This is a genomic window from Thermus amyloliquefaciens (assembly GCF_000744885.1).
In the GTDB taxonomy this organism is placed as follows: Bacteria; Deinococcota; Deinococci; order Deinococcales; family Thermaceae; genus Thermus; species Thermus amyloliquefaciens.
The window spans coordinates 385,668-408,579 of sequence record NZ_JQMV01000003.1 but is presented as its reverse complement, the minus strand read 5'-3'; the positions used below and the strand labels follow the sequence as shown (position 1 = coordinate 408,579).

Genomic DNA, 22,912 nt, shown 5'->3' with positions numbered 1-22,912 from the left:
CAAAAAGGAGGGTTTTGTATCCGAAACCGCCCCGCTACAGGAACTAGGAAAAGCCCATGAGGAAGCTCATTGAAGTCGCCCTGCCCCTCGAGGCCATCAACCGAGAGTCCTCCAGGGAGAAGTCCATCCGCCACGGCCACCCCTCCACCCTGCACCTCTGGTGGGCCAGACGGCCTTTGGCCTCGGCCCGGGCGGTCCTCTTCGCCAGCTTGGTGGACGACCCTGGGGAGTACCTGCCCGAGGAGGAAGCCAGAAAGGAGAGAGAACGGCTCTTTGCTCTTCTGGAACGCCTGGTAAACTGGGACAACATCAAGAACCCCACGGAAGCCGAGCGGGAAGGAGGGGTTATCTGGGAAGCCCAGTACGAGATGGCCAAGAGCCTGGCCCGCGCCCTGGGGGAGAAGCCCCCCGCCTCCCCCAAGGACCGGGAGAGGATAAGGGCCCTCCTGGAGCAGGCCCCCCCGGTCCTGGACCCCTTTGCCGGAGGGGGCACCATCCCCCTCGAGGCCCAGCGCCTGGGCCTGAAGGCCTACGCCTTTGACCTGAACCCCGTGGCCGTCCTCATCAACAAGGCCCTGATAGAAATCCCCCCCCGCTTCGCCGGAAAGCCCCCAGTGAACTCGGACTACCGGGCCAAGGCCCAGGCCACGGACCGCTTCCCCCGGGCCAAGGGCCTGGCCCAGGACGTGCGATACTACGGGGCCTGGATGCGGGAGGAGGCCCTCAAGCGCATCGGCCACCTCTACCCCGACCTGAACGGGGAGCGGGTCATCGCCTGGCTCTGGGCCCGCACCGTGGTTTGCCCTAACCCCGCCTGCCGGGCAGAGGCTCCCCTGGCGCGCTCCTTCTGGCTTTCCACAAAGAGGAAGGTCTACGTGGTGCCCGAGGTGCAGGGGGGCCAGGTGTTTTTCCGGGTGGAGGAGGGAAAGGAGCCTCCCGTGGCAGGCACCGTGGACCGGCGGGGCGGGCGGTGCCTGGTGTGCGGGGCCCACATCCCCTTGGAGCATGTGCGCCAGGAGGGGAAGGCGGGCCGCCTAGGGGCCCGGCTCATGGCCATCGTGACCGAGGGGGAAGGGGGAAGGAACTACCACGCCCCCACCCCGGAGCACGAGGAGGTGGCCAAGGAAGCGATACCGAGGTGGAAGCCGGACACTAAGCTCCCCAGCCAGGCTTTAGGCTTCCGGGTGCAAAACTACGGCCTCACCACCCACGCCGACCTCTTCACCCCCCGCCAGCTGGTGGCCCTCACCACCTTCGCCGACCTGGTGGCGGAGGCCCGGGAGAAGGCCTACCGGGACGCCCTGGAAGCGGGGCTGACCGACGATGGCCTGCCCCTGGCGGAAGGAGGGGTGGGGGCCAAGGCCTACGCGGAGGCGGTGGGGGTGTATTTGGGTATCGGAATAGATCGCCTTGCCGACTATCACGCTTCTTTGTGTATTTGGCACGTAAACAGAGAAACCATTGCCCACGTCTTCAACCGCCAAGCCCTCCCCATGACTTGGGACTATGCCGAAGCAAATCCCTTCGGGGAAGCCACGGGCTCTTGGGAGGGCATGGTGGAGTGGGTGGCAAAAGCCCTGGAAGCCCTCCCCGCCCACCCCCAGGGCCAGGCCCGCCAGGTGAACGCCCTGGAGGCGGCCAACGGGGTGCCCACCCCACCCCTCATCTCCACCGACCCCCCCTACTACGACAACATCAGCTACGCCGCCCTCTCCGACTTCTTCTACGTCTGGCTCCGCAAGGCCCTGGGGGACACCTACCCCACCCTCTTCCGCACCCTCCTCACCCCCAAGGCCGAGGAGCTGGTGGCCGACCCCTACCGCCAAGGAGGGAAGGAGGCGGCCAGGCGCCACTTTGAGGAGGGGATGCGCCAGGTCTTCCAAAACCTCCGGGCCAAGGCCCACCCCCACTATCCCCTTTCCCTCTACTACGCCTTTAAGCAACAGGAAGCGGAGGTAAATGGGAACGGGGAGGAGGAAGACGAAACCCCCAAGGTGGCCTCCACCGGCTGGGAAACCTTCCTCCAGGGCCTGGTGGATGCGGGCTTCCAGATCACCGCCACCTGGCCCATGCGCACGGAGTTAGCCAACCGCCCCAGGGGACAGAACTCCAACGCCCTGGCCTCCTCCATCCTCCTGGTCTGCCGCCCCCGGCCCCAACATGCCCCCATAGCCACCCGCCAGGACTTCCTCAGGGCCCTCAGGCGGGAGCTTCCTGAAGCCCTGCGCCACCTCACCCAAGGAAGCATCCCCCCTGTGGACCTGGCCCAAAGCGCCATCGGCCCCGGCATGGCGGTGTACAGCCGCTTCCAGGCGGTGCTGGAGCCCGATGGCCGCGCCATCCCCGTGCGGGAAGCCCTGGCCCTCATCAACCAGGTGCTGGACGAGTTCCTGGCCGAGGAGGAAGCCGAGCTGGACGCCCCCACCCGCTTCGCCATCGCCTGGTACGAGCAGTACGGCTACGCCGATGGCCCCTACGGGGACGCCGAGACCCTGGCCAAGGCAAAAAACGTGTCCGTGACGGCCATGGCAGAAGGGGGCATCCTCTGGGCCAAGGGGGGCAAGGTGCGCCTCCTCCGCCCCGAGGAGTACCCCCCGGACTGGAACCCCGCTGGCCACCGCTCCCTCTCCGCCTGGGAAGTGGCCCACGGGCTTATCAAAGCCCTAAAGGAGCAGGGGGAAACCGCCGCCACCAGCCTTCTGGCCCGCATTCCCGAGGCCCTGGCGGAAGGGGCCAGGGCCCTGGCCTACCGCCTCTACGGCCTGGCCGAGCGCAAGGGCCGCCTGGCGGAGGCCCAGGACTTTAACCTCCTGGCGGGCAGCTACAGCCACCTCAGCGTGGAGGCCCGCAAAACCCGGCGGGCGGTGCAGGAAGGGCTCTTCTGAGGTTAGCCTTGACTAACCTCTTACGTAGGTATACCATGGGGGTGTGAGGTGGGGCGCTACCGGGTGGTCTTCTACGTGGATGCTCGGGGGCACTCGCAAGTTCGGGACTGGCTGGAAGAGCTTAGGCGCCACAATCCCAAGCTTCACGCCTTTGCCCTGCGCCTTCTGCGCATGCTGGAAGAGCAAGGCCCAGACCTCCGCCCGCCTCTGGCCAAGCGGCTTGGCCACCTGGAGGCACCCATCTGGGAGCTCCGCCACCGCACGGGTATCCGCCTCTACTACTGGCGCCAGGAAGAGCTTCTCTTTGTGGTGGCGGCGGGGGAGGTCAAGGACCAAGACAGCCCGGACCCTAAGCTCCTCGAGCTGGCCGAGCAAGCCTACAAGGCCATGAAAAAGGGAAAGGTGAACTGATTATGGGCCGGCACATGGATTTCCGCGACTACTACCAGGAGTCCCTGAAGGATCCCGAAAGCGCTCGGCTTTACCGGGAGGTTCTGGACGAGGAGCTTTCTTGGCTTCTGAGCTACCTCCGGGAACACAGGGGGCTTTCCCAGAAGGAGGTGGCCGAGCGGCTGGGGGTGTCCCGGAGCCGCGTCAGCCAAATGGAAACCTCCGCCGGGCTTTCCATGACCCTCGAGGGGCTGGCCCGCTACGCCCAGGCCCTGGGGCTTTCCCTGCGCCTGGAGTTCACCGACGAAGAGGGCGAAGTCCTGGCCCGGTTCCACTTGGGCGCGGACGAGCCCGTGGCCGAGCCCGTGACCAAGACCTGGGAGCCTGTGGCGGAAGCCTGGGTCGCTTTGAGACAGAAGGGAAAGCGGGCGTGGGAGGAAATCGCCTAGGCCGATGGAAAGCAAGTCCGCCACCATCCGCAGGCTCTACCAGGAGGGCAAGAGCGTCTCCGCCATCGCCAAGGAGCTGGGCCTCACCTACCAGCGGGTCTACAACACCCTGCGCCGGGCGGGGCTCCTCCCCACCAAGGAGGGCGGAGAACCTTCCCCCAAGGCCTACGCCGACTTCATCGCCGGTTTAGAGATCCTGGGGGTGGAGCTCCTCGAGGTCCACGCCAAGCTGGAGCGTCCCCCCCAGGGCCAAAAGCGCTTCAGCCCCTCCCCCGATGGGCTTTCCGCCTTTGGCCCCACAAAGACTGAGGAGGGCTTCCAAGCCGGCCTGGAGCTTAGGCTGGAGTTCCAGGACGAGGAGGGCCGCTTTGGCTTCGTCCACCTGCGCCTGGCCGCCCACTACCGGAGCCCCATCTTCCCCGACGAAGCCCTCTTCAAGGTCTTCCGCGAACGGAACCTGCCCCTGAACCTCTGGCCCTACCTGAGGGTCTACGTGGACTTCCTCACCGCCCAGATGGGCCTGCCCCGCCTGGTGCTGCCGGTCCTGAAGCTCTAGGCTCTCCGTGTCCATTTGGCCAGGCTCCGGGAACCTGGCCAAGTATTCTTAGGGATATGGCGCTCAGCAACCGGGAAATCGTGGGGCGGGGCCTGGACCTTTTGAAGGCGGGCCTCGGCCCTTTTGTGGAGCGGGAGTACCGCCGGGTGTACGGGGAGGCGTGGGCCCAGCAGGCCCTCGAGGTGGTGCGGGGGGAGCGAAGCAAACTTCAAAACCCCGACGCCCAGGCCCTCCTCAAGCTCATGGACCACCGCTGGCACGAGGTTTTTGACGAGAAGCTGGGCCAGTGGGGGCGCACCCTGGTGAAGGAGCTCCTCGAGGTGCGCAACCGTTACGCCCACCAAAACGCCTTCACCCTCGAGGACGCCCACCGGGCCCTGGACACCATGACCCGCCTCCTGGAGATGGTGGCCGCTGAGGAAGCCCGGGAGACCGGGCGGCTCGCCCGGGAACTCCTGCGCCGCCGCTTTGAGGAGGAGGCCCGGCGGGAGATGGAACGGGCGGCCAAGCTTCCCCAGGTCCCCACCCCCTCGGGCCTCAAGCCCTGGCGGGAGGTGGCCACCCCCCATCCGGACGTGGCCTCGGGCCGCTTCAGCGAGGCCGAGTTCGCCGCCGACCTGGCCCAGGTCCTCCGGGGGGAGGCAAGCCCGGAGTACGGCGACCCCTTGGAGTTCTACCGGCGCACCCACCTCACAGGAGGCCTCCGGCGGCTCTTGCTGAACGCCTTAAGGCGGCTTTCAGGAGAGGGCGGCGACCCGGTGGTGGAGCTCCAAACGGCCTTCGGCGGGGGCAAAACCCACTCCATGCTGGCCCTCTACCACCTCTTTGGCGGAGGGCTTGACCCCCACGAGGTGCCGGGCCTGGAAGAGGTGCTGAAGGAGGCGGGCCTCACCCAGGCCCCCAAGGCCCGCCGGGCGGTGCTGGTGGGCACCGCCTTGGACCCCGCCAAACCCCGCCCCAAGCCGGAAGGGGTGGTGGTCCACACCCTATGGGGGGAGATGGCCTACCAGCTGGGCGGGGTGGAGGGCTACCGCCTGGTGGCGGAGGGGGACCTGAGGGGTGTGGCCCCCGGCTCCGACACCCTTAAAGAGCTCTTTGATCGCTTCGCCCCGGTTCTGATCCTGATTGACGAGTGGGTGGCCTATCTGCGCAACCTTTACGGGGAGGTAGACCTTCCCGCAGGCACCTTTGACCAAAACCTCACCTTCGCCCAAGCCCTCACCGAGGCCGCAAAGCGTAGCGGGCGGGCCCTGTTGGTGGCCTCCCTCCCCGCCTCCGATGCCGAGGTGGGAGGTAGCGGGGGACGGGAAGCCCTCTTCCGTCTGCAAAACGTCTTTGGCCGCCTGGAAAGCGTCTGGCAACCCGCCACCCAGGACGAGTCCTACGAGATCGTGCGCCGCAGGCTTTTCCTGCCCCTCTCGGCCGAGGGCTTCCGGGACCGGGATGCGGTGGTGCAGGCCTTCATGCGGCTTTACCGGGAACACAAGGGGGAGTTCCCTGCGGAAACCGCAGAGGCCGACTACGAGCGCCGCCTGAAGCTGGCCTACCCCATCCACCCGGAGCTCTTTGACCGCCTCTATGGGGACTGGTCCACCCTCGAGGGGTTCCAGCGCACCCGGGGGGTGCTCCGCCTTATGGCCGCCGTGGTCCACACCCTTTGGACCCGCGGGGACACCTCCCTCATGATCCTCCCCGGGAACCTGCCCCTGGATGCGGGAGGACCCCGGTACGAGCTCACCCGCCACCTCTCCCGCTTCCACGAGGGCTTTGACCAGGTGCTGGACACGGACGTGGACGGACCCAACGCCAAGGCTTTTCTCCTGGACCAGGAACGGCCCAACCTGGGCCGCTACCAGATGGCCCGGCGCACCGCACGGGCGGTCTTCATGGCCACCGCCCCCGCCGCCGCCCCCATTGGCAGGCCCCGGGGGGTGGAGAGCATCCGGGTACGCCTGGGGGTGGTCCAACCTGGGGAAAACCCCTCCTTCGTAGGGGACGCCCTCCGGGCCCTGGCCGACAAGCTTACCTACTTCCATGCTGAAGGGGATCGCTTTTGGTTTGAAACCCGGCCCAGCCTGAACCGCCTGGCCCAGGACCGGGCCGCCGCCTTGGACGAGGAAAAGGTGCGCCAAGAACTGGCGGAACGGCTCCGCACCTGGGCCAGGGAACGCCCTAGCCTCTTCGCCGCCGTTCACGCCATCCCTGAAGGGAGCGGAGACGTCCCTGACGAACCCGCCTTGCGCCTGGTGGTCCTGCCCCCTTGGACCCCTTACGCCAAGGGAGGATCGGAGGCGGAGCGTTTGGCGAGGGAGATTCTAGAAAGGCGTGGGCAGGCCCCGAGGCGCTACCGCAACACCCTCCTCTTCCTGGCGGCAGAGGCCAGCTCTTGGCCGGATCTGGAGGCGGCCTCGAGGAGTTACCTGGCCTGGAAGTCCATCTGGGAGGAAGCTTCCGCCCTGGACCTGGGGGACAGGAACAGGGCGCAGGTGAAGTCGCGCATGGCCGAGGCGGAAACCACCCTGAACACCCGCCTGGAGGAGGCCTACCGCCACCTCCTCAGCTTCCACCAGCCCGACCCCAAAGCGCCGGACCTGGAACTCCAAGCCCTCCGTCTTCAAGGGAGCGGCAAACCCCTGGAACGGGCAGCAAGCAAGGCCAGAAACGAGAGTCTGGTCTACACGGAGTGGCACCCCCGGTTCCTGCAGGATACCCTGGAGCGCTACGGCTTCTTCACCGCCCGGGAACCCCAAGGGATCCTCTCCCTACGCTGGCTTTGGGAGGCTTGCTGCACCTACCCCTACCTGCCTCGGCTGAAGGACGAGGAGGTCCTCCTGGCCTCCGTGCGGAAGGGGGTGGAGGAGGGGCTTTTCGGCTACGCGGAGCGCCTCGAGGAAGAGCGGCCCAAAGGGGTGCTTTTGGGTGAGGGGGGTTTTGCCCCCAACCTGGCAGGGTTCCTCCTGGCAAAGGAAGTGGCGGAAAAGGCCAAAGCGGAGGAAGGGGGCCAATCCCCTAGGCCCCCAACGTTAGGGCCGCTTTCCTCCCACACGGAACCCCTTCCCCCACCCCCTCCCCCACCCCAACCCAAACCTCGGCGGTTCTACCTCAAAAAGGAGCTTCCCCCCACCAACCTCCTGCGGGAAGCTGAACTCCTGGCCCGGGAGATCGTCCTCCAGCTGGCTAAGGAGCCGAAGGTGCGGGTGAGGGTGGTCCTCGAGGTCCAGGCGGAGGCCGAAGAGGGTTTCCCAGAGGACCTGGCCCGGGCCCTTCGGGAAAACAGCCAGGCCCTCAGAGCGGAGTATGGCCTCGAGGAGGCGTGAAGACCCAGGAGACCTTTCCCTGGGAAGGCCTCCTTTGGCGAAAAAGCGGGCGATCAAGGGTACCTCGCCTTCCCAAACCCCCACCCCAGGAGCACCTGGAGGAGGTGCGCCGGGGCCATGCGATCCGAAAAAATGCCCGGGCAACCAACCCCAAAACCATGTACCCCGTTGTGGCGCAAACCACAACGGGGGCCCTAAAACGCTTCCCCCCTCGGCGCCGAGGGGGGAAGCCTCATGTTTCGTGGTGGGCGATGGTGGACTTGAACCACCGACCTCACGCTTATCAGGCGTGCGCTCTGACCAGCTGAGCTAATCGCCCCCGCACGCAAAGAATAGCTTATCCAGGAACCCGCCTGGCGTCAAGATGCCCCGGGCTTGCCTAGTAAATCGCCTTGTACCCCCCCTGAGGGGGAAGCAGGGTGAGCAGGATGCGCAGGCCGTAGGCAAGGAACTCCATAAAGGCCCGCCACATGGCCGTATGCGGTTTCCGCTCCTGCAAATAACCCCTCCGCAAACGCGTCTTCATCCCCCCAAACACCCCCTCCACCACCCCTCGCCTCCGATACACCTCCCCGTCCCACCTCGCCGCTACCTCCCGCCGCACCTCATCCCGCACCTCTCCCCCTCCCCGCAGCCGGATCAGGGGCCACACCCCAAGCCCCCGCACCACCTCCCACACCTCCCTCCCGTCAAAGCCCGCGTCCCCCAAAAGCACCCCGCCCCCCAGCCCAAACCGCAGGAGCACCCCCGCCCCAAGCCTCGGGTCAGGGGCATACGCCCGCCCCACCCCGCCCCCCCAAGGGGCCAAAAGCTTCTGCCCCCTCCTCCACCGCACCAGGGCCAAAAGCCGGCTGTGCCCCCGCATCCGCCGCTCCTCCTGCCCCCTGCGCCAGCGCAGCACCGTGTCTTTGCTACGGTAGGCCAGCCCCGTGCTGTCCATCAAGAAAAGGGGGGTTCCCCTTCCTCTTGGGGAAGCCGGGCTTCCACCTCCTGTACCAGCCGTTCCAGCAGCGCCTGCAGCACCTCTTCGTTCAGGTGTTTCTGTGCATAGGCGGCCAGGGCCTGGTGGGAGGGGAAGGGGCCCTCTAGGAGGTCCTGGAGATGGGCCTCTGTGGCTCGGTAGGTGAGGCCGTAGAAGGCGCGGAAGAGGAGGAGGGCCAGGTACAGGGCATGGGTGTAGCGCCAGGGTCTGCCGCGGTGGCCTTTGGGGGTGGGTGGGGCCACCTCTTGGGCCAGGTACAGGCAGAGCTCCAGGACTTCCTTGGGCCTCGGTTCCCTTCGGACGAAGCCGCGCTTGCCCATCTCGGGAAATGCATAACTCAAGAGGGCTTGCAAGGCAAGCCCCACCCCCCTTGACAGTGGTGCTCGGGTCTGGTAGTTTTTTCTTTGCGCTGCCTGAAGGGGCGGCGGGGGATCTTGAAAGCTGGGGTGGAGGAATAGGTGAGTTAAGGCCGCGCGAGCGGTCTTGTGGGGTCAAGATGCTAAGGGCCCACGGTGGATGCCTTGGCACCCGAGCCGATGAAGGACGTGGCTACCTGCGATAAGCCAGGGGGAGCCGGTAGCGGGCGTTGATCCCTGGATGTCCGAATGGGGGAACCCGGCCCGTGGGAACACGGGTCACCGCTTTTAGCGGGGGGAACCTGGGGAACTGAAACATCTCAGTACCCAGAGGAGAGGAAAGCGAAAGCGACTCCCTGAGTAGCGGCGAGCGAAAGGGGAAGAGCCTAAACCGTCCGGCTTGTCCGGGCGGGGTTGTGGGGCCCTCGGATACCGAATCCCTGATCCTAGCCGAAGCTGTTGGGAAGCAGCGCCAGAGAAGGTGAAAGCCCTGTAGGCGAAAGGGGAGGGGATAGGTGAGGGTACCCGAGTACCCTGTGGTTCGTGGAGCCATGGGGGAATCTGGGCGGACCACCGCCTAAGGCTAAGTACTCCGGGTGACCGATAGTGGACCAGTACCGTGAGGGAAAGGTGAAAAGAACCCCGGGAGGGGAGTGAAATAGAGCCTGAAACCGTGGGCTTACAAGCAGTCGCGGCCCCTTTGGGGGTTGCGGCGTGCCTATTGAAGCATGAGCCGGCGACTCACGGTCGTGGGCGAGCTTAAGCCGTGGAGGCGGAGGCGTAGGGAAACCGAGTCCGAACAGGGCGCGAGTCCGCGGCCGTGGACCCGAAACCGGGTGAGCTAGCCCTGGCCAGGGTGAAGCTGGGGTGAAACCCAGTGGAGGCCCGAACCGGTGGGGGATGCAAACCCCTCGGATGAGCTGGGGTTAGGAGTGAAAAGCTAACCGAACCCGGAGATAGCTGGTTCTCCCCGAAATGACTTTAGGGTCAGCCTCAGGTGCTGACTGGGGCCTGTAGAGCACTGATAGGGCTAGGGGGCCCACCAGCCTACCAAACCCTGTCAAACTCCGAAGGGTCCCAGGTGGAGCCTGGGAGTGAGGGCGCGAGCGATAACGTCCGTGTCCAAGCGCGGGAACAACCGAGACCGCCAGCTAAGGTCCCGAAGTCTGGGCTAAGTGGGAAAGGATGTGGCGTCGCTGAGACAGCCAGGAGGTTGGCTTAGAAGCAGCCATCCTTTAAAGAGTGCGTAATAGCTCACTGGTCGAGTGACGCTGCGCCGAAAATGATCGGGGCTTAAGCCCAGCGCCGAAGCTGCGGGTCTGGGGGGTTATCCCCCAGGCGGTAGGGGAGCGTTCCCGATGCCGATGAAGGTCGTCCGCGAGGGCGGCTGGAGGTAAGGGAAGTGCGAATGCCGGCATGAGTAACGATAAACAGGGTGAGAATCCCTGTCGCCGTAAGCCCAAGGGTTCCTACGCAATGGTCGTCAGCGTAGGGTTAGGCGGGACCTAAGGTGAGGCCGAGAGGCGTAGCCGAAGGACAGCCGGTTAATATTCCGGCCCTTCCTGCGGGTGCGATGGGGGGACGCTCTAGGCTAGGGAGACCGGAGCCATGGCTGAGCCCGGCCAGAAGCGCAGGGTGGGGGGCAGGCAAATCCACCTCCCGCGAGCTCTGCGTGGTGGGGAAGCCCGTGAGGGTGACAACCTCCTGAAGCCAGGGAGCCAAGAAAAGCCTCTAAGCACAACCCGCAGGAACCCGTACCGCAAACCGACACAGGTGGGCGGGTGCGAGAGCACTCAGGCGCGCGGGATAACCCTCGCCAAGGAACTCTGCAAGTTAGCCCCGTAACTTCGGGAGAAGGGGTGCTCCCCGCAAGGGGAGCCGCAGTGAACAGGCTCTGGCGACTGTTTACCAAAAACACAGCTCTCTGCGAACCCGTAAGGGGAGGTATAGGGAGCGACGCTTGCCCGGTGCCGGAAGGTCAAGGGGAGGGGTGCAAGCCCTGAACCGAAGCCCCGGTGAACGGCGGCCGTAACTATAACGGTCCTAAGGTAGCGAAATTCCTTGTCGGGTAAGTTCCGACCTGCACGAAAAGCGTAACGACCGGAGCGCTGTCTCGGCGAGGGACCCGGTGAAATTGAACTGGCCGTGAAGATGCGGCCTACCCGTGGCAGGACGAAAAGACCCCGTGGAGCTTTACTGCAGCCTGGTGTTGGCTCTTGGTCGCGTCTGCGTAGGATAGGTGGGAGCCTGTGAAGCCGCCCTTTCGGGGGCGGTGGAGGCGCCGGTGAAATACCACCCTGATGCGGCTGGGGGCCTAACCCAAGGGATTGGGGACAGCGCTTGGCGGGCAGTTTGACTGGGGCGGTCGCCTCCTAAAAGGTAACGGAGGCGCCCAAAGGTTCCCTCAGGCGGGACGGAAATCCGCCGGAGAGCGCAAGGGTAGAAGGGAGCCTGACTGTGAGGCCTGCAAGCCGAGCAGGGGCGAAAGCCGGGCCTAGTGAACCGGTGGTCCCGTGTGGAAGGGCCATCGATCAACGGATAAAAGTTACCCCGGGGATAACAGGCTGATCTCCCCCGAGCGTCCACAGCGGCGGGGAGGTTTGGCACCTCGATGTCGGCTCGTCGCATCCTGGGGCTGAAGAAGGTCCCAAGGGTTGGGCTGTTCGCCCATTAAAGCGGCACGCGAGCTGGGTTCAGAACGTCGTGAGACAGTTCGGTCTCTATCCGCCACGGGCGCAGGAGGCTTGAGGGGGGCTCTTCCTAGTACGAGAGGACCGGAAGGGACGCACCTCTGGTTTCCCAGCTGTCCCTCCAGGGGCATACGCTGGGTAGCCATGTGCGGGAGGGATAACCGCTGAAAGCATCTAAGCGGGAAACCCGCCCCAAGATGAGGCCTCCCACGGCGCAAGCCGGTAAGGACCCGGGAAGACGACCCGGTGGATGGGCCGGGGGTGTAAGCGCCGCGAGGCGTTGAGCCGACCGGTCCCAATCGTCCGAGGTCTTGACCCCCTTTGCCCTGATGTCCACCCCAGCCAAGGTTCCCCCGCCCCCCAAGGGTGGCGTGGAATTTTGAAAGGCAAAACACGAGAATCCCCCGTGCCCATAGCGGCGTGGAACCACCCGTTCCCATTCCGAACACGGAAGTGAAACGCGCCAGCGCCGATGGTACTGGGACCGCAGGGTCCTGGGAGAGTAGGTCGGTGCGGGGGATTTTTTCCATGCGGGAGTAGCTCAGTCGGTAGAGCACGACCTTGCCAAGGTCGGGGTCGCGGGTTCAAGTCCCGTCTCCCGCTCCAAGTAGCCCCCAAGCTTAGGCTTGGGGGTTTGTTTTTTGGTCCCTTGCCCTCGAGGCCAAGGCGTAGTATGGTGGCCCAAAGGGGGAAAAGGCATGAAGCTACTGGACAACCACGGGCGCATCATCAAAGACCTTCGCATCTCCATCACCCCCCGGTGCAACCTGCACTGCCTTTACTGCCACCCCCTGGGCCTCGAGATGGCCGAACCCCCGGGAACCCTCACGGTGGAGGAGGTGGACCATTTCCTGGAGGCCGCCTCCCTTCTGGGCCTTTCCGCCGTGCGCTTCACGGGCGGGGAGCCCCTGGTGCGCAAGGAGCTTCCCCAGATGATCGAACGGGCCCGGAGCAAGGAGGGGATTGAGGACGTGGCCATCACCACCAACGGCCTCCTCTTCGCCAAAAGGGCCAAGGAGCTGGTCCAGGCGGGCCTGAACCGGGTGAACATCTCCCTGGACGCCATCACCCCCGAGGTCTTCACCCGCATCACCCGGGGCGGGAAGGTGGAGCGGGTGCTGGAGGCGATAGAGACCGCCTTGGAGCTTGGGCTCCACCCCGTAAAGCTCAACGCCGTGGTGATCCGGGGGATGAACGAGGAGGAGGTGGTGCCCCTGGCGGGCCTCTCCCTGGACCGCCCCTTGCACATGCGCTACATCGAGTACATGCACCTGGACAACTCCGACCCCGAGGAGTACCGCCACCGCTTTGTCCCCGGGAAGGAGATCCGGGCCCGGATCGAGGCGGTCTATGGCCCCTTGGAACCCGTTCCCCACGACCCCTCCTCCCCGGCGCGGGTCTTCAAGATCCCCGGGGCCCAGGGCACCGTGGGCTTCATCAACCCCGTCACCGAGCCCTTTTGCTCCAACTGCTCCCGGCTTCGCCTCACCTCGGACAAAAAGCTCAGGCCCTGCCTCCTCACCGATTTGGAGATGGACATCGCCTGGGCCTTTGCCGCGGAGGAGCCCGTGGAGGCCCTGGTGGATGCCATCCTCATCGCCACCAACCGCAAGCCCGCCTTCGGCAACACCCTCCCCACCCTCAGGAAGCGGGTCATGCTGGGGATCGGCGGATAGCCTGTAGGGTGGCCAGGATCACCAAGACGGCCCCCAGGAGGCCCGTTACCCCGAGCCTTTCCCCCAGGACAAGGAAGGCGAAGAGGGTGGCCCAGACGGGTTCCAGGGTGTAGAGGATGGCCGCCTGGGGAGCAGGCACGTACTTCTGTCCCCAGGTCTGGAGCCAGGTGGTGAGGGCCGTGGCCACCACCCCCAGGTAGAGGACCGCCCCCCAGGGTATTCCTTCCCACTCCACCCCTTCCCAAAGGGCCCAGGGTAGGGCCAAGAAGGCCGTGCCGAAGACCTGCACCGCGGTGAGGGGCAGGGAGGGGAAGGTTTTGGCGTGCACCTCGAGGCGCACGATGTAAAGGGCGTAGGTAAAGGCGGTGAGCAGGGTCCAGAGGTCCCCCACGTTGAGGGGGGGCTGGCGAGGATCGTAGGAGAGAAGGCCCACCCCCAAGAAGGCCAAAAGGGCGGCCAGCCACACTGGGCCGAGCCGCCTGCCCGCCAGGCCCAGGAGAAGGGGCACCAACACCACGTTTAAGGCGGTGATGAAGGCGCTTCGGCTCGCCGAGGTGTACATGAGGCCCACCGCCTGGGAGGCGTAGCCCAGGAGGAGCCAGAAGGCCAGCTCCAACCCCGGGCCCCAAACCCCCTTGGGCAGGCGGAGGGCCCAGGGCAAGAAGAAGAGGCTCGCCAGAAGGAAGCGGAGAAGGACCAGAAGGCTTGGGGCCATCTCCCCCACCGCCCCCTTGACCACCACGAAGGTGGTGCCCCAAAGAAGGGTGAGGAGGTTGAGGGCAAGGAGGCCCAGGGCGTAGCCGTGCATGGCCTAAAGTGTATAGCATGGTGCCCACCCCCCAGGAAGTGAAGGATGCCCTTTATGCAAGGCTTCTGGGCCACCTGGCCCACCCCGATCCCGTTTACCAGGCGCTCCTCCAGGAGTATCCCTCCCGAGGCGGGAAAATGCTCCGGGGGCTTTTGGTGGTCTACGCGGGGCTGGCCCATGGGGCTCCCCTGGAAGCCAGCCTCTGGGCAGGCACCGCATTGGAACTTTTCCAAAACTGGGTGCTGATCCACGACGACATAGAGGATGGTTCTGAGGAACGCCGAGGAAAGCCCGCCCTACACCGCCTCTACCCCCCATCCCTGGCCCTGAACGCCGGGGACGCCCTGCACGGGGAGATGTGGGGGCTGCTGGCGAAGGGCCTCGAGGCGGGCCTTCTTACCCCTGGGGTGCTGGCCGAGTTCCACAAGGTGGTGCGCCGCACCGCCTACGGGCAGCATTTGGACCTCTCTTGGACCCTTTCCGGCCGCCTGGACCTGGCCCCGGAGGACTACTTCCTCATGGTGGCCCACAAGGCCGCCTATTACACCGCCGTGGCCCCCTTGCGGCTTGGGGCCCTGCTTTCCGGGAAAACGCCCCCCGCCGCCTACGAGGAAGCGGGGCTAAAGCTGGGGATCGCCTTCCAGATCGTGGACGACGTGCTCAACCTGGAGGGGGACGAGGCCTACGGCAAGGAGCTGGCCGGGGACCTCTACGAGGGCAAGCGCACCCTGATCCTGATCCGCTACCTCCAGGAAGCCCCAAAGGAGGCGCGCGCCCGGGCCGAGGCCCTTTTACGCCTCCCCCGCGAGGCCAAGCCCGAGGCCGAGGTGCGCTGGCTTTGGCAAAACCTCCTGGCCTCCGGAGCCGTGGCCTGGGCCAAGGAGGAGGCCAGGAGGCTGGCCCAGGAGGGGATGGAGGCCCTAGCCCCCCATCTGGACCGCCTGCCCGGCCAGAGTGCGGCCTCCCGGCTTCGGGACCTCCTCACCGCCTTGGTGGAACGCAGGGCATAATGGGGCCATGCAGGGGGTTCGGTTCAAGGTGATCACCGCCAACGATCCCGACATCTTTCAAGAAAGGCTTAACCGCTTCGTGGAAGAGCTTCCCGAGGACGTGGTCTTGGTGGAGGTGAAGTTCTCCGTGGCCGAGGGGCCCTCTCCCCTCTTCGCCGCCCTCGTGCACTACAAGGAAGTGGAGGCGTGGAAGGACTAGGGGCCTTTCTCTTCTTCCTGGCCCTGAGGGGTGAGGCCAAGCGGGAGGAGGTGCGGGCCCGCTTCCCCAGGCTGGTGCCCCTGCTCAAGGCCTTGGGCCAGGAGGTGGAAGCCCAAGGGGAAACCTTCCGTCTGGGAAAACCCCTCCGCCTCTCCTGGTTCGCCCCCCTCTTCCGGCAGGAATACTCCCCCCTTCTGCCCGAGGAGGAGCGGAGCCTGGCCCTGGAGCGGCTCCTCGAGGCGGCCCACCTTTCCGCGGAAGCCGGGGAAGCCCCGGTAGCAGGGGAGGGCCTCCTGCAGGTGGCCCGCACCTTCCAGGAGGGAAGCCAAGCCCTCCTAAGGGGTGCCTACCGGGAGGCCCTCCACCGCTACGGGGAGGGCTTAGGGCTTTTGGAAAAGGAAGGCCTCCCCTTCCCCGCCACCGCCTTGGCCCTCCTAGCCCTGGCCCAAGAAGGCTTCCGCCCAAGGGGCAAGGGGCGGGAAACCGCCCGGAAAGCCCTGGAAAGGGCCAGGACCGCCTTCGCCCGGGAAATGGCCCAAAAGGCCCTATCCCAAGCCACAAAGGAAGCGGAGAGGGAGGCCTAGAATGGGGGGCATGGAGCTTGAGCGGGTGTACCTGGCCCGGCCCCGGGGTTTCTGCGCTGGGGTGGTGATGGCCATCCAGACGGTGGAGCGCTGGGCCGAGGCCCTCCAGGAAAAGGGAGAGCTCGTGGTCTACCACGAGATCGTCCACAACCGCACCGTGGTGGAGCGCCTTAGGGCCCAGGGGGTGCACTTCGTGGAGGACCTTTCCGAGCTGGAAAAGCTCCGCCAGGAAAGGCCCCTGGCCGGCACCCTGGTCTTTTCCGCCCACGGCCACCCCCCCGCGGTGCGCGAGGAGGCGGCAAGGAAGGGGTTCCACATCCTAGACGCCACCTGCCCCTTGGTCACCAAGGTGCACACCGAGGCCAGGCGCTACGCCCAGGAGGGGTACTGGATCCTCCTGGTGGGGGATTCCGCCGACCACCAGGAGGTGAAGGGCACCTACGGGGAGGCCCCGGAGAGGACCATCCTGGTGGCGGTGCACACCCACGTGGGCAAGGACCCTCGTCTGGCGGACCCCAATACCGTGGAGGTGCCGGACCCGGAAAGGGTGGTGGTGCTCACCCAGACCACCCTGAGCGTGGACGACACCCTGGCCACCATTGAGATCCTCAAAAGGCGCTTCCCCAAGCTGGTGGTGCCCAAAAGGAAAGACCTCTGCTACGCCACCCAGAACCGCCAGGAGGCGGTGAAGCGCATCGCCCCCAAGGTGGACCTCTTCCTGGTGCTCACCAGCCCCCATTCCTCCAACGGCATGCGCCTTTTGGAGCTGGCCCAAAGCCTCACCGGGAGGGCCTACCGCTTGGAGACGGCCAAGGACCTCCGGGAGGAGTGGCTTTTGGGGGCGAGGAGCGTGGGCATCACCTCCGCCGCCAGCACCCCTGAGGACCTGGTGCAGGAGCTGGTGGCCCTTCTAAAGGCCAAAAACCCCGGGCTGGAGGTGGTGGAGGAGGGGGAGTGGGAGGAGATCGCCTTCCGCGAGCCCAAACCCCTCTCCCCGGAGGAGGTCCTGCGGGGTGGCTGACTTCCGCCTCTCCGTGGCCCCCATGGTGGACCGGACGGACCGGCACTTCCGCTTTCTGGTCCGCCAGATCAGCCGGGGGGTGCGCCTCTACACCGAGATGGTGGTGGACCAGGCGGTGCTCCGGGGAAACGCCGAAAGGCTGCTGGCCTTCCACCCCGAGGAGCACCCCATCGCCCTGCAGCTGGCGGGCTCGGACCCTAGGAGCCTGGCGGAGGCGGCGCGGATCGGCCAGGCCTTCGGCTACGACGAGGTGAACCTGAACCTGGGTTGCCCCTCGGAGAAGGCCCAGGAAGGGGGGTTTGGCGCCTGTCTCCTCCTGGACCCCCAAAGGGTGCGGGAGATCCTTAGGGCCATGGTGGAGGCGGTGGAAGTCCCCGTCACGGTGAAGCTCCGGCTCGGGGTGGAAGGGGAAAGCTACCCCCTCCTCGCCCGTTGGGTGGAGGCGTACGCGGAAACCGGGGTGCGGGTCTTCATCGTGCACGCCCGGAGCGCCCTCCTCAACCTCTCCACCCGGAAAAACCGGGAGGTGCCCCCCTTGCGCCACGAATGGGTCCACCGGCTCAAGGGGGATTTTCCCCAGCTCACCTTCGTCCTGAACGGGGGGGTGCGGAGCCTGGAGGAGGCCCTCCCCCACCTGGAGAGGGTGGACGGGGTGATGATGGGCCGGGCGGTGTACGAGGATCCCTTCGTGCTGGCGGAGGCCGATTCCCGGGTGTTTGGGATGGGGGGAAGGCCAAGCCGCCTCGAGGTGGCCCGGCGCATGCGGGCCTACCTGGCCCAGGAGGCCGAAGGGGGCACACCCCCCTGGGCCGTGCTGAGGCACATGCTGAACCTCTTCCGGAACCAGCCCGGGGGGCGGCTTTGGCGGCGCCTCCTTTCGGAAGGGCGTTCCCTGGAGGCCCTGGAGCAAGCCCTAGGGCTTCTTCAGGAGAAAATAGGCCACGAGGGCGAGGAGGAAAACCCAGACCCAAAGGGGAACGCGGCGGTGGAGCGGGCGGGGTTGGGGCTTTCCCGTGAGGGGGTCTAGGGAAGCGGGCGGGCGCAGCTTGAGCCGGGTGGCCCGCTTCATGTGGGCCACCATCTTGTCCAGGTCGCCCTTCCGCTTGTAAAGGGCGGCCAGGTTCTCGTGGATCAGGGGGTCGTCCGGGGCCAGCTTCAGGGCCCTTTGGTAAAGGTCCAAGGCCGCCTCCGGCTCCCCCCGTTCCTGGTAGAGGTTGCCCAGGTTGGCGAGGGCTCGGTGGTGGTGAGGGTCCAGGGCCAAGGCCCTTTGAAAGTGGGCCTCCGCCTCCTCCCGCCTCCCCTCCCCCACGGCCCTCACCCCCAGGAGCACCTCCCGCTCCGCGGCGAAAAGGGGGTCCTGCAAACCCTCGGGAGCTTCCTCCAACAGGCGAAGCCCCGCCAAAAGCCTTTCCTTGGCCTCCTCAGGAAACTCTTCCGCATAGGCCCTGGCCCCAGGGTAGTCCTTGTGCCGAAGGAGCCGCACGAAGTGAAGCAAGGCCTGGGCCTCGGGATCCCCCGCCAGGGCCTTGGCCTCGAGGTCCTTCACCATCCCCCTTAGCCTAAGGCCAACCGGTACACCCGGCGGTAGGCCTCGGCGCTTTTGCCCCAGGAGAAATCCTTTTCCATGCCCCTTAGGCCCAGGGCCTCGGGCCCCAGGCGGAAGAGGCGCAGGATCCCGTAGAGGAGGCCCTCGGGGTGGTAGGTCTGGAAGAGCACCCCCGTACGGCCATCCTCCACGGTGTCCCTAAGCCCCCCCACCGCCCGGGCCACGGGCGGGGTGCCGTAGCGCTGGGCGATCATCTGCACCAGGCCGCAGGGCTCAAAGCGGCTCGGTACCAAAAGGGCATCCGCCCCCGCATAGACCAGGCGGGCCAGGGCCTCGTCGTAGGCCTCCACGAGGCGCACCCGCCCGGGATGGGCCGCCTCCGCCGCCCGCAAGGCCTGGGCCAACCCCTCCTCCCCCACCCCCTGGACCAGGAGGCTGAAACCCAGCTCCAGGAGATGGGGAAGGGCCTGCAGGATCAGGTCCAGCCCCTTCTGGGGGTCCAGGCGCCCCACGTAGGCGAGGAGGGGGGTGGGAAGCCCGGTGCGCTCCCCCAGGGCCTCCTTGGCCCGGGCCTTGCCGGAGGGGTCCTCCCGGGAGTAGGGGGCGGGGAGGTGGGGGTCCTTGGCCGGGTCAAAGACCTCCGTGTCCAGGCCGTTCAGGATCCCGAAGAGCTTATCCGCGTGCCGGCGCAGGACCCCATCCAGGCCCATGCCGAACTCGGGGGTCTTGATCTCCTCCGCGTAGGAGGGGCTCACCGTGGTCACGGCCCGGGCGAAGACGATGCCCCCCTTCATCAGGTTCACCTGGCCGTGGAACTCCAGGGCCTCCATATGGAACAGGCTCCAGGGAAGCCCCGTCCAGTGGAAGAAGGGGGCGGGGTCCACAAGGCCCTGGTGGGCCAGGTTGTGGATGGTGTAGACGACGGGCACGGGAGCGGTCAGGGCGAGGAGGGCGGCCGTCCAGTCATGGGCGTGGGCCAGGTCAAACCCCCGGGCCACCTGGCCGGCCGCCAGGGCGAAGCGCAGGTAGCGCTCGGGGTCATCGGGGTAGCCGTAGACCCGCTCCCGGTCAAACCCCTCCACCCCTAGGAGGAGGAAGCGCACCCCCCCCTCCAGCCGCTCCCCCAGGGAGGCCCGGGCCTCCTGGCCCGCGAAGCGGTAGGCCACCTCCCCCACCCCCTGGGCCTCGAGGCCCCGGTGCCAAGGCAGAAGCACCCAGGCCTCCACCCCCAAGGGCCTTAGGGCCTTGGGCAGGGCCCCCACCACATCGGCAAGCCCCCCCACCTTCACCAGGGGGTAGGCCTCGGGGGCCACCATGAGGACCTTCATGGTCATACTATAGACAGCGCCGGGCGTCGGTGGGCCAGGCCAAGCCCACCTCTCCAGGCTCCCAGGGAGTGGCCCAAGGGAAGCCTAGGCCGGCCACACCCCTTGGGGAAGCCAAACCGCCCCCTCGAGGTTCCCCAGGTAGACGTAAGCCCAGGCGGAAAGGGGGCCCTCCTCCGTCCCCACCACGACCCGGACCCGCCGGTACTCCTCCTCCAGCTGGTCCAGGAGGGGAAGGACCTCCTCCGGCAAAACGAGGACCTCCCCGTACACCCTCCCCTCCCCGGGCACCATGCCGGGATAGGGGTAAGGCCGGTCCCGTCCCTCGGCCAGGTGAAAAAGGCGGAAGCCCTCCACGTGCCCGGGCAGCACCTTCACCACCCACCCCTCCACCAAGGGGTGGTTCCTCTGCCCGCGCCTCAGGGTGCCGTAGACGAAGACCGCCTCCACCTACTCCCCCACGAAGCGGTACCCCATCCCCACCACGGTTTCGATGAACCGGGGGGCCCGGGGATCGTCCTTTAGCTTTTTGCGCAGGAGGCGCACGTAGGCGTCCACCACCCGCTCCGAGCCCTCAAACTCCGGGCCCCAGACCCGCTCCAAAAGCTCCTCCCGGCTGAAGACCCGGCCCGGGGTCTGGGCCAGGGCCAGGAGGAGGTTCATCTCCGTGGCGGAAAGCCTTAAGGGCTCCCCCTCCAGGTAGGCCTTGCGCCCCTCCAGGTCCAGCTCCAAGGGACCAAACCGCCGCCTCCCCTCCTTCCCGCTCCGGCGCAGGAGGGCCTTGATGCGGGCCAAGAGCTCCTTGAGGGAAAAGGGCTTGCCCAGGTAGTCGTCCGCCCCCTCCAAAAGCCCCTCCACCCGGCTATCCTCGTCCGCCTTGCCGGTGAGGAGCAAAACGGGGAGCAAAGGGTCCAGGTCCCGCAGGGCCTTGAGGACCTCGAGGCCCTCCATATCGGGAAGCCCCCGGTCCAGGACCACCAGGTCCGGCTTGCCGGCATCCCAGACCAGTTGCAAGGCCTCCCGGCCCGTGCGGGCCCAGGCCACCCCAAGCCCCTCCTTCTCCAAAAACCGCTTAACCAGCTCCCCCACCTGGGGATCGTCCTCCACCAAGAGAATCCGCACCATAAACTTTTCCCCAAATACGCCTAACGTCCCAGAATGACCACCACCCCAGGGTATTCCCCCTCGGGCAACCGCAGGAGGTGAGCCACCATCTCATCATAAAAGGTTTCCGCCGGGTAGGCGGCCAGACCCTGGCCGATGGCGGCCAGGAGAACCAGGCCTGCGGCGTAGCCCGCCTCGAGAAGGGCGTACCGGTACCCCCTAAGGCCGAAGAGGGCCTCGCTCCTCTCCGGAACCAGGGTGAGGACCAGAAGGGCTGCCGCCTGCTCCAGGCCGAGCCCCAAAAGCGCCTCCGACCAGGAGGCCTCCTCCACCTTGGCGGCGATCTGGAAAAGCTGGTGCTCCTTGGGGAAGTAATGGTAGACCCCGGGAAACACCCCCTCCACCCGGCGCACCACCAGGTAGGCCTCCAAGGGGTAGGCCTCCCCCGCCGAGGGGAAACCCCGCCTCCCGGAGCGCTCCGCCAGGGGGTAGAGGACCTGGGAAAGGTCCTTCAGGGTCAGGGCCGAGCCCACCTCGGGCAAGAGGGGCCTGAGCTGGGAAAGAACCCGGAACAAAGGCGGCCCTCCCTCCTCCCGAAAGGGGGGCAGGGCCTGGGTCTCCAGGGGATTGGCGTACACCTTGGACTTGGGCTTCCGCTTCAGGGGAAGCTCCTCCCCCTGGCTCAAGCGGGAAAGGCGGTAGAAGAGCTTGCCCGGATGCTTCTCCATGGCTAGAAGCGATAGCCCTTGGGCACCACCACCACCCCTTCCGGGGTCACGGTGAAACCCCGGGCGCGGTCGGCTTCCAGGTCGTAGCCGATCTCCGTATGGGGCGGGATCTTCACGTTCTTGTCCACGATGGCGTTCCGGATCTTGCAGTAGCGGCCCACCTCCACGTCGTCAAAGAGGACGGAACGCTCCACCAGGCTGTAGGAGTTCACCCTGACCCGCCGGAAGAGGACCGACTCCCGCACCGTCCCCCCGCTCACGATGACCCCACCGGCCAGGAGGCTGTTCAAGGCCCGGCCCACCCTCTCCCCCGTTTCGTGCACGAACTTGGCGGGCGGGCTGAAGAGGTTGGCGGTCCTGAGGGGCCACTCGGGGTTGAAGAGGTCAAACTCGGGGACCACCTTCACCAGGTCCATGCTGGCCTCAAAGTAGGCGTCCAGGGTGCCCACGTCCCGCCAGTAGAGGTTGGGACCCTCCTGGCCGGGGATGGGGTTGCGGTGGAAGTCGTAGGCAAAGACCCTATACCCCTCCTTGAGGGCCCTGGGGATCACGTCCTTGCCGAAGTCGTGGCTGGAAGTGCTCTCCTTGGCATCGGCCTCCAGGAGTTCAAAGAGGGCCTCGGTGCGGAAGATGTAGTTGCCCATGGAGGCCAGGGCCAGGTGGGGCTTATTGGGAAGGGGCTTGGGGCTTTGGGGCTTTTCCTGGAACTCGGTGATGCGCCACTCCTGGTCCACCTGCAAAACCCCAAAGCGGCTGGCCTCCGCCACCGGCACGGGGTAGGCGGCGATGGTGATGTCCGCCCGCTTCTCGTAGTGGTACTCCACCATGTGGCGGATGTTCATCTTGAAGATGTGGTCGCCCCCGAAGACGGCCACCGCGGTGGGGGCGTGGTTCTGCACCAGGTGGAGGTTCTGGTAGATGGCGTCGGCGGTGCCCCGGTACCAAACGGGGCCGAGCTCCTCGTAGCGGTACATCTGGGCGGGCACCAGGAGGATGAAGTGGTCCTCCAAGAAGGCCCCGAAGCGCCAGTAGCGCTGGATGTGCTCGGTGAGGGACTGGGCCTTGAACTGGGTGAGGACATAAATGGAGTAGATGCCCGAGTTCACAAAGTTGTTGAGCACGAAGTCAATGATGCGGTACTTGGCCCCAAAGGGCACCGCCGGCTTGGCCCGCTTGGCGGTGAGGGGGTAAAGGCGGCTCCCCTGCCCCCCTGCCAGGATCATGCCCAGAACCTCCACCTTTACCATGAAATCCCTCCTTTGACCGCTAGTTTACCCCAGGCCCCC

The 22,912-nt window shown here is 66.4% G+C and carries 19 protein-coding genes, 2 tRNA genes, 2 rRNA genes and 1 pseudogene; 14 read left to right on the top strand and 10 right to left on the bottom strand.

Annotation, left to right across the window (positions count from 1 at the left end):
- Nucleotides 1-56: 56 nt before the first annotated feature.
- From BS74_RS12925 to BS74_RS12920, 5 genes are read left to right on the top strand one after another with little or no spacing between them, the layout of a single operon-like run.
- Nucleotides 57-2,885: a DUF1156 domain-containing protein gene (locus BS74_RS12925; RefSeq protein WP_038055766.1), complete on the top strand. Its 2,829-nt coding sequence runs from the start codon at nucleotides 57-59 to the stop codon at nucleotides 2,883-2,885.
- A gap of 48 nt (nucleotides 2,886-2,933) precedes the next feature.
- Nucleotides 2,934-3,296 (top strand): type II toxin-antitoxin system RelE/ParE family toxin, encoded by a 363-nt coding sequence (locus tag BS74_RS02530; protein ID WP_038055765.1) that lies wholly within the window; start codon nucleotides 2,934-2,936, stop codon nucleotides 3,294-3,296.
- A gap of 14 nt (nucleotides 3,297-3,310) precedes the next feature.
- The gene (locus BS74_RS02525) at nucleotides 3,311-3,724 is read left to right on the top strand and encodes a helix-turn-helix domain-containing protein (RefSeq protein ID WP_038058779.1); all 414 of its coding nucleotides are present in this window, start codon (nucleotides 3,311-3,313) and stop codon (nucleotides 3,722-3,724) included.
- 4 nt (nucleotides 3,725-3,728) lie between these two features.
- The gene (locus BS74_RS02520) at nucleotides 3,729-4,280 is read left to right on the top strand and encodes a helix-turn-helix domain-containing protein (RefSeq protein ID WP_038055763.1); all 552 of its coding nucleotides are present in this window, start codon (nucleotides 3,729-3,731) and stop codon (nucleotides 4,278-4,280) included.
- 56 nt (nucleotides 4,281-4,336) lie between these two features.
- Nucleotides 4,337-7,597: a Swt1 family HEPN domain-containing protein gene (locus tag BS74_RS12920; protein WP_038055761.1), complete on the top strand. Its 3,261-nt coding sequence runs from the start codon at nucleotides 4,337-4,339 to the stop codon at nucleotides 7,595-7,597.
- A 242-nt stretch (nucleotides 7,598-7,839) separates the two neighbouring features.
- Here the strand turns inward: BS74_RS12920 and BS74_RS02510 are convergent.
- From BS74_RS02510 to BS74_RS12260, 3 genes and pseudogenes are all read right to left on the bottom strand, one after another.
- A tRNA-Ile gene (locus tag BS74_RS02510) sits at nucleotides 7,840-7,916 on the bottom strand.
- Between the two features lie 60 nt (nucleotides 7,917-7,976).
- Nucleotides 7,977-8,558 (bottom strand): annotated as a pseudogene (locus BS74_RS12265) (transposase); the annotation flags it as partial.
- The gene (locus tag BS74_RS12260; RefSeq protein WP_051946690.1) at nucleotides 8,537-8,899 is read right to left on the bottom strand and encodes a hypothetical protein; all 363 of its coding nucleotides are present in this window, start codon (nucleotides 8,897-8,899) and stop codon (nucleotides 8,537-8,539) included. The pseudogene BS74_RS12265 and the gene BS74_RS12260, both read right to left, overlap by 22 nt.
- 169 nt (nucleotides 8,900-9,068) lie before the next feature.
- On the opposite strand from BS74_RS12260, the gene BS74_RS02495 reads away from it, so the two are divergent.
- From BS74_RS02495 to moaA, 4 genes are all read left to right on the top strand, one after another.
- Nucleotides 9,069-11,944 (top strand): 23S ribosomal RNA (locus tag BS74_RS02495).
- Between the two features lie 83 nt (nucleotides 11,945-12,027).
- Nucleotides 12,028-12,144: ribosomal RNA gene (rrf, locus tag BS74_RS02490) — 5S ribosomal RNA — on the top strand.
- Nucleotides 12,145-12,155: 11 nt separating this feature from the next.
- Nucleotides 12,156-12,231: transfer RNA gene (locus tag BS74_RS02485), tRNA-Gly, on the top strand.
- 92 nt (nucleotides 12,232-12,323) lie between these two features.
- Complete coding sequence (gene moaA, locus BS74_RS02480; protein WP_038055759.1) at nucleotides 12,324-13,301, top strand: GTP 3',8-cyclase MoaA; 978 nt, start codon at nucleotides 12,324-12,326, stop codon at nucleotides 13,299-13,301.
- Here the strand turns inward: moaA and BS74_RS02475 are convergent.
- Nucleotides 13,279-14,109: a DMT family transporter gene (locus BS74_RS02475; RefSeq protein ID WP_038055758.1), complete on the bottom strand. Its 831-nt coding sequence runs from the start codon at nucleotides 14,107-14,109 to the stop codon at nucleotides 13,279-13,281. The two genes, moaA and BS74_RS02475, sit on opposite strands and share 23 nt — an antisense overlap.
- A gap of 17 nt (nucleotides 14,110-14,126) precedes the next feature.
- On the opposite strand from BS74_RS02475, the gene BS74_RS02470 reads away from it, so the two are divergent.
- From BS74_RS02470 to dusA, 5 genes are read left to right on the top strand one after another with little or no spacing between them, the layout of a single operon-like run.
- Nucleotides 14,127-15,119 carry a polyprenyl synthetase family protein gene (locus BS74_RS02470; RefSeq protein WP_038058777.1) on the top strand — a complete coding sequence of 331 codons (993 nt, stop codon included), beginning with the start codon at nucleotides 14,127-14,129 and terminating at the stop codon, nucleotides 15,117-15,119.
- 7 nt (nucleotides 15,120-15,126) lie between these two features.
- Nucleotides 15,127-15,318, top strand: a complete 192-nt coding sequence (locus BS74_RS02465; protein ID WP_038055757.1) for a hypothetical protein — start codon at nucleotides 15,127-15,129, stop codon at nucleotides 15,316-15,318.
- Nucleotides 15,306-15,902, top strand: coding sequence for a hypothetical protein (locus BS74_RS02460; RefSeq protein ID WP_038055755.1), 597 nt, complete (start codon nucleotides 15,306-15,308; stop codon nucleotides 15,900-15,902). Before BS74_RS02465 ends, BS74_RS02460 begins: the two co-directional genes overlap by 13 nt.
- Before the next feature lies 1 nt (nucleotide 15,903).
- Nucleotides 15,904-16,923 carry a 4-hydroxy-3-methylbut-2-enyl diphosphate reductase gene (gene ispH, locus BS74_RS02455; RefSeq protein ID WP_038055752.1) on the top strand — a complete coding sequence of 340 codons (1,020 nt, stop codon included), beginning with the start codon at nucleotides 15,904-15,906 and terminating at the stop codon, nucleotides 16,921-16,923.
- Nucleotides 16,916-17,950, top strand: a complete 1,035-nt coding sequence (gene dusA, locus BS74_RS02450; RefSeq protein WP_038055750.1) for a tRNA dihydrouridine(20/20a) synthase DusA — start codon at nucleotides 16,916-16,918, stop codon at nucleotides 17,948-17,950. The genes ispH and dusA overlap by 8 nt, the downstream gene beginning before the upstream one ends.
- Here dusA and BS74_RS11600 read toward each other — a convergent pair.
- From BS74_RS11600 to glgC, 6 genes are all read right to left on the bottom strand, one after another.
- Nucleotides 17,837-18,472 carry a tetratricopeptide repeat protein gene (locus tag BS74_RS11600; protein ID WP_081914545.1) on the bottom strand — a complete coding sequence of 212 codons (636 nt, stop codon included), beginning with the start codon at nucleotides 18,470-18,472 and terminating at the stop codon, nucleotides 17,837-17,839. The two genes, dusA and BS74_RS11600, sit on opposite strands and share 114 nt — an antisense overlap.
- A 5-nt stretch (nucleotides 18,473-18,477) precedes the next feature.
- A complete protein-coding gene (locus BS74_RS02445) occupies nucleotides 18,478-19,797 on the bottom strand; it encodes a glycogen synthase (RefSeq protein WP_038055748.1) in 1,320 nt (439 codons plus the stop codon).
- A gap of 84 nt (nucleotides 19,798-19,881) precedes the next feature.
- A complete protein-coding gene (locus BS74_RS02440; RefSeq protein ID WP_038055747.1) occupies nucleotides 19,882-20,244 on the bottom strand; it encodes a gamma-glutamylcyclotransferase family protein in 363 nt (120 codons plus the stop codon).
- Nucleotides 20,245-20,919: a response regulator transcription factor gene (locus BS74_RS02435; RefSeq protein WP_038055746.1), complete on the bottom strand. Its 675-nt coding sequence runs from the start codon at nucleotides 20,917-20,919 to the stop codon at nucleotides 20,245-20,247. It abuts the gene before it with no gap.
- Nucleotides 20,920-20,939: 20 nt separating this feature from the next.
- The gene (locus BS74_RS02430; RefSeq protein WP_038055745.1) at nucleotides 20,940-21,626 is read right to left on the bottom strand and encodes a SagB/ThcOx family dehydrogenase; all 687 of its coding nucleotides are present in this window, start codon (nucleotides 21,624-21,626) and stop codon (nucleotides 20,940-20,942) included.
- 2 nt (nucleotides 21,627-21,628) lie between these two features.
- Complete coding sequence (gene glgC, locus BS74_RS02425) at nucleotides 21,629-22,873, bottom strand: glucose-1-phosphate adenylyltransferase (RefSeq protein WP_038055744.1); 1,245 nt, start codon at nucleotides 22,871-22,873, stop codon at nucleotides 21,629-21,631.
- Nucleotides 22,874-22,912: the final 39 nt, after the last annotated feature.

Bases quoted from the DNA above. Each gene is read 5' to 3' on its own strand.
- BS74_RS12925 (WP_038055766.1), top strand. From the start codon at position 57: ATGAGGAAGCTCATTGAAGTCGCCCTGCCCCTCGAGGCCATCAACCGA.
- BS74_RS02525 (WP_038058779.1), top strand. From the start codon at position 3,311: ATGGATTTCCGCGACTACTACCAGGAGTCCCTGAAGGATCCCGAAAGC.
- BS74_RS02520 (WP_038055763.1), top strand. From the start codon at position 3,729: ATGGAAAGCAAGTCCGCCACCATCCGCAGGCTCTACCAGGAGGGCAAG.
- BS74_RS12920 (WP_038055761.1), top strand. From the start codon at position 4,337: ATGGCGCTCAGCAACCGGGAAATCGTGGGGCGGGGCCTGGACCTTTTG.
- BS74_RS12260 (WP_051946690.1), bottom strand. From the start codon at position 8,899: ATGGGCAAGCGCGGCTTCGTCCGAAGGGAACCGAGGCCCAAGGAAGTC.
- moaA (WP_038055759.1), top strand. From the start codon at position 12,324: ATGAAGCTACTGGACAACCACGGGCGCATCATCAAAGACCTTCGCATC.
- BS74_RS02475 (WP_038055758.1), bottom strand. From the start codon at position 14,109: ATGCACGGCTACGCCCTGGGCCTCCTTGCCCTCAACCTCCTCACCCTT.
- BS74_RS02470 (WP_038058777.1), top strand. From the start codon at position 14,127: ATGGTGCCCACCCCCCAGGAAGTGAAGGATGCCCTTTATGCAAGGCTT.
- BS74_RS02465 (WP_038055757.1), top strand. From the start codon at position 15,127: ATGCAGGGGGTTCGGTTCAAGGTGATCACCGCCAACGATCCCGACATC.
- ispH (WP_038055752.1), top strand. From the start codon at position 15,904: ATGGGGGGCATGGAGCTTGAGCGGGTGTACCTGGCCCGGCCCCGGGGT.
- BS74_RS11600 (WP_081914545.1), bottom strand. From the start codon at position 18,472: ATGGTGAAGGACCTCGAGGCCAAGGCCCTGGCGGGGGATCCCGAGGCC.
- BS74_RS02445 (WP_038055748.1), bottom strand. From the start codon at position 19,797: ATGAAGGTCCTCATGGTGGCCCCCGAGGCCTACCCCCTGGTGAAGGTG.
- BS74_RS02435 (WP_038055746.1), bottom strand. From the start codon at position 20,919: ATGGTGCGGATTCTCTTGGTGGAGGACGATCCCCAGGTGGGGGAGCTG.
- BS74_RS02430 (WP_038055745.1), bottom strand. From the start codon at position 21,626: ATGGAGAAGCATCCGGGCAAGCTCTTCTACCGCCTTTCCCGCTTGAGC.
- glgC (WP_038055744.1), bottom strand. From the start codon at position 22,873: ATGGTAAAGGTGGAGGTTCTGGGCATGATCCTGGCAGGGGGGCAGGGG.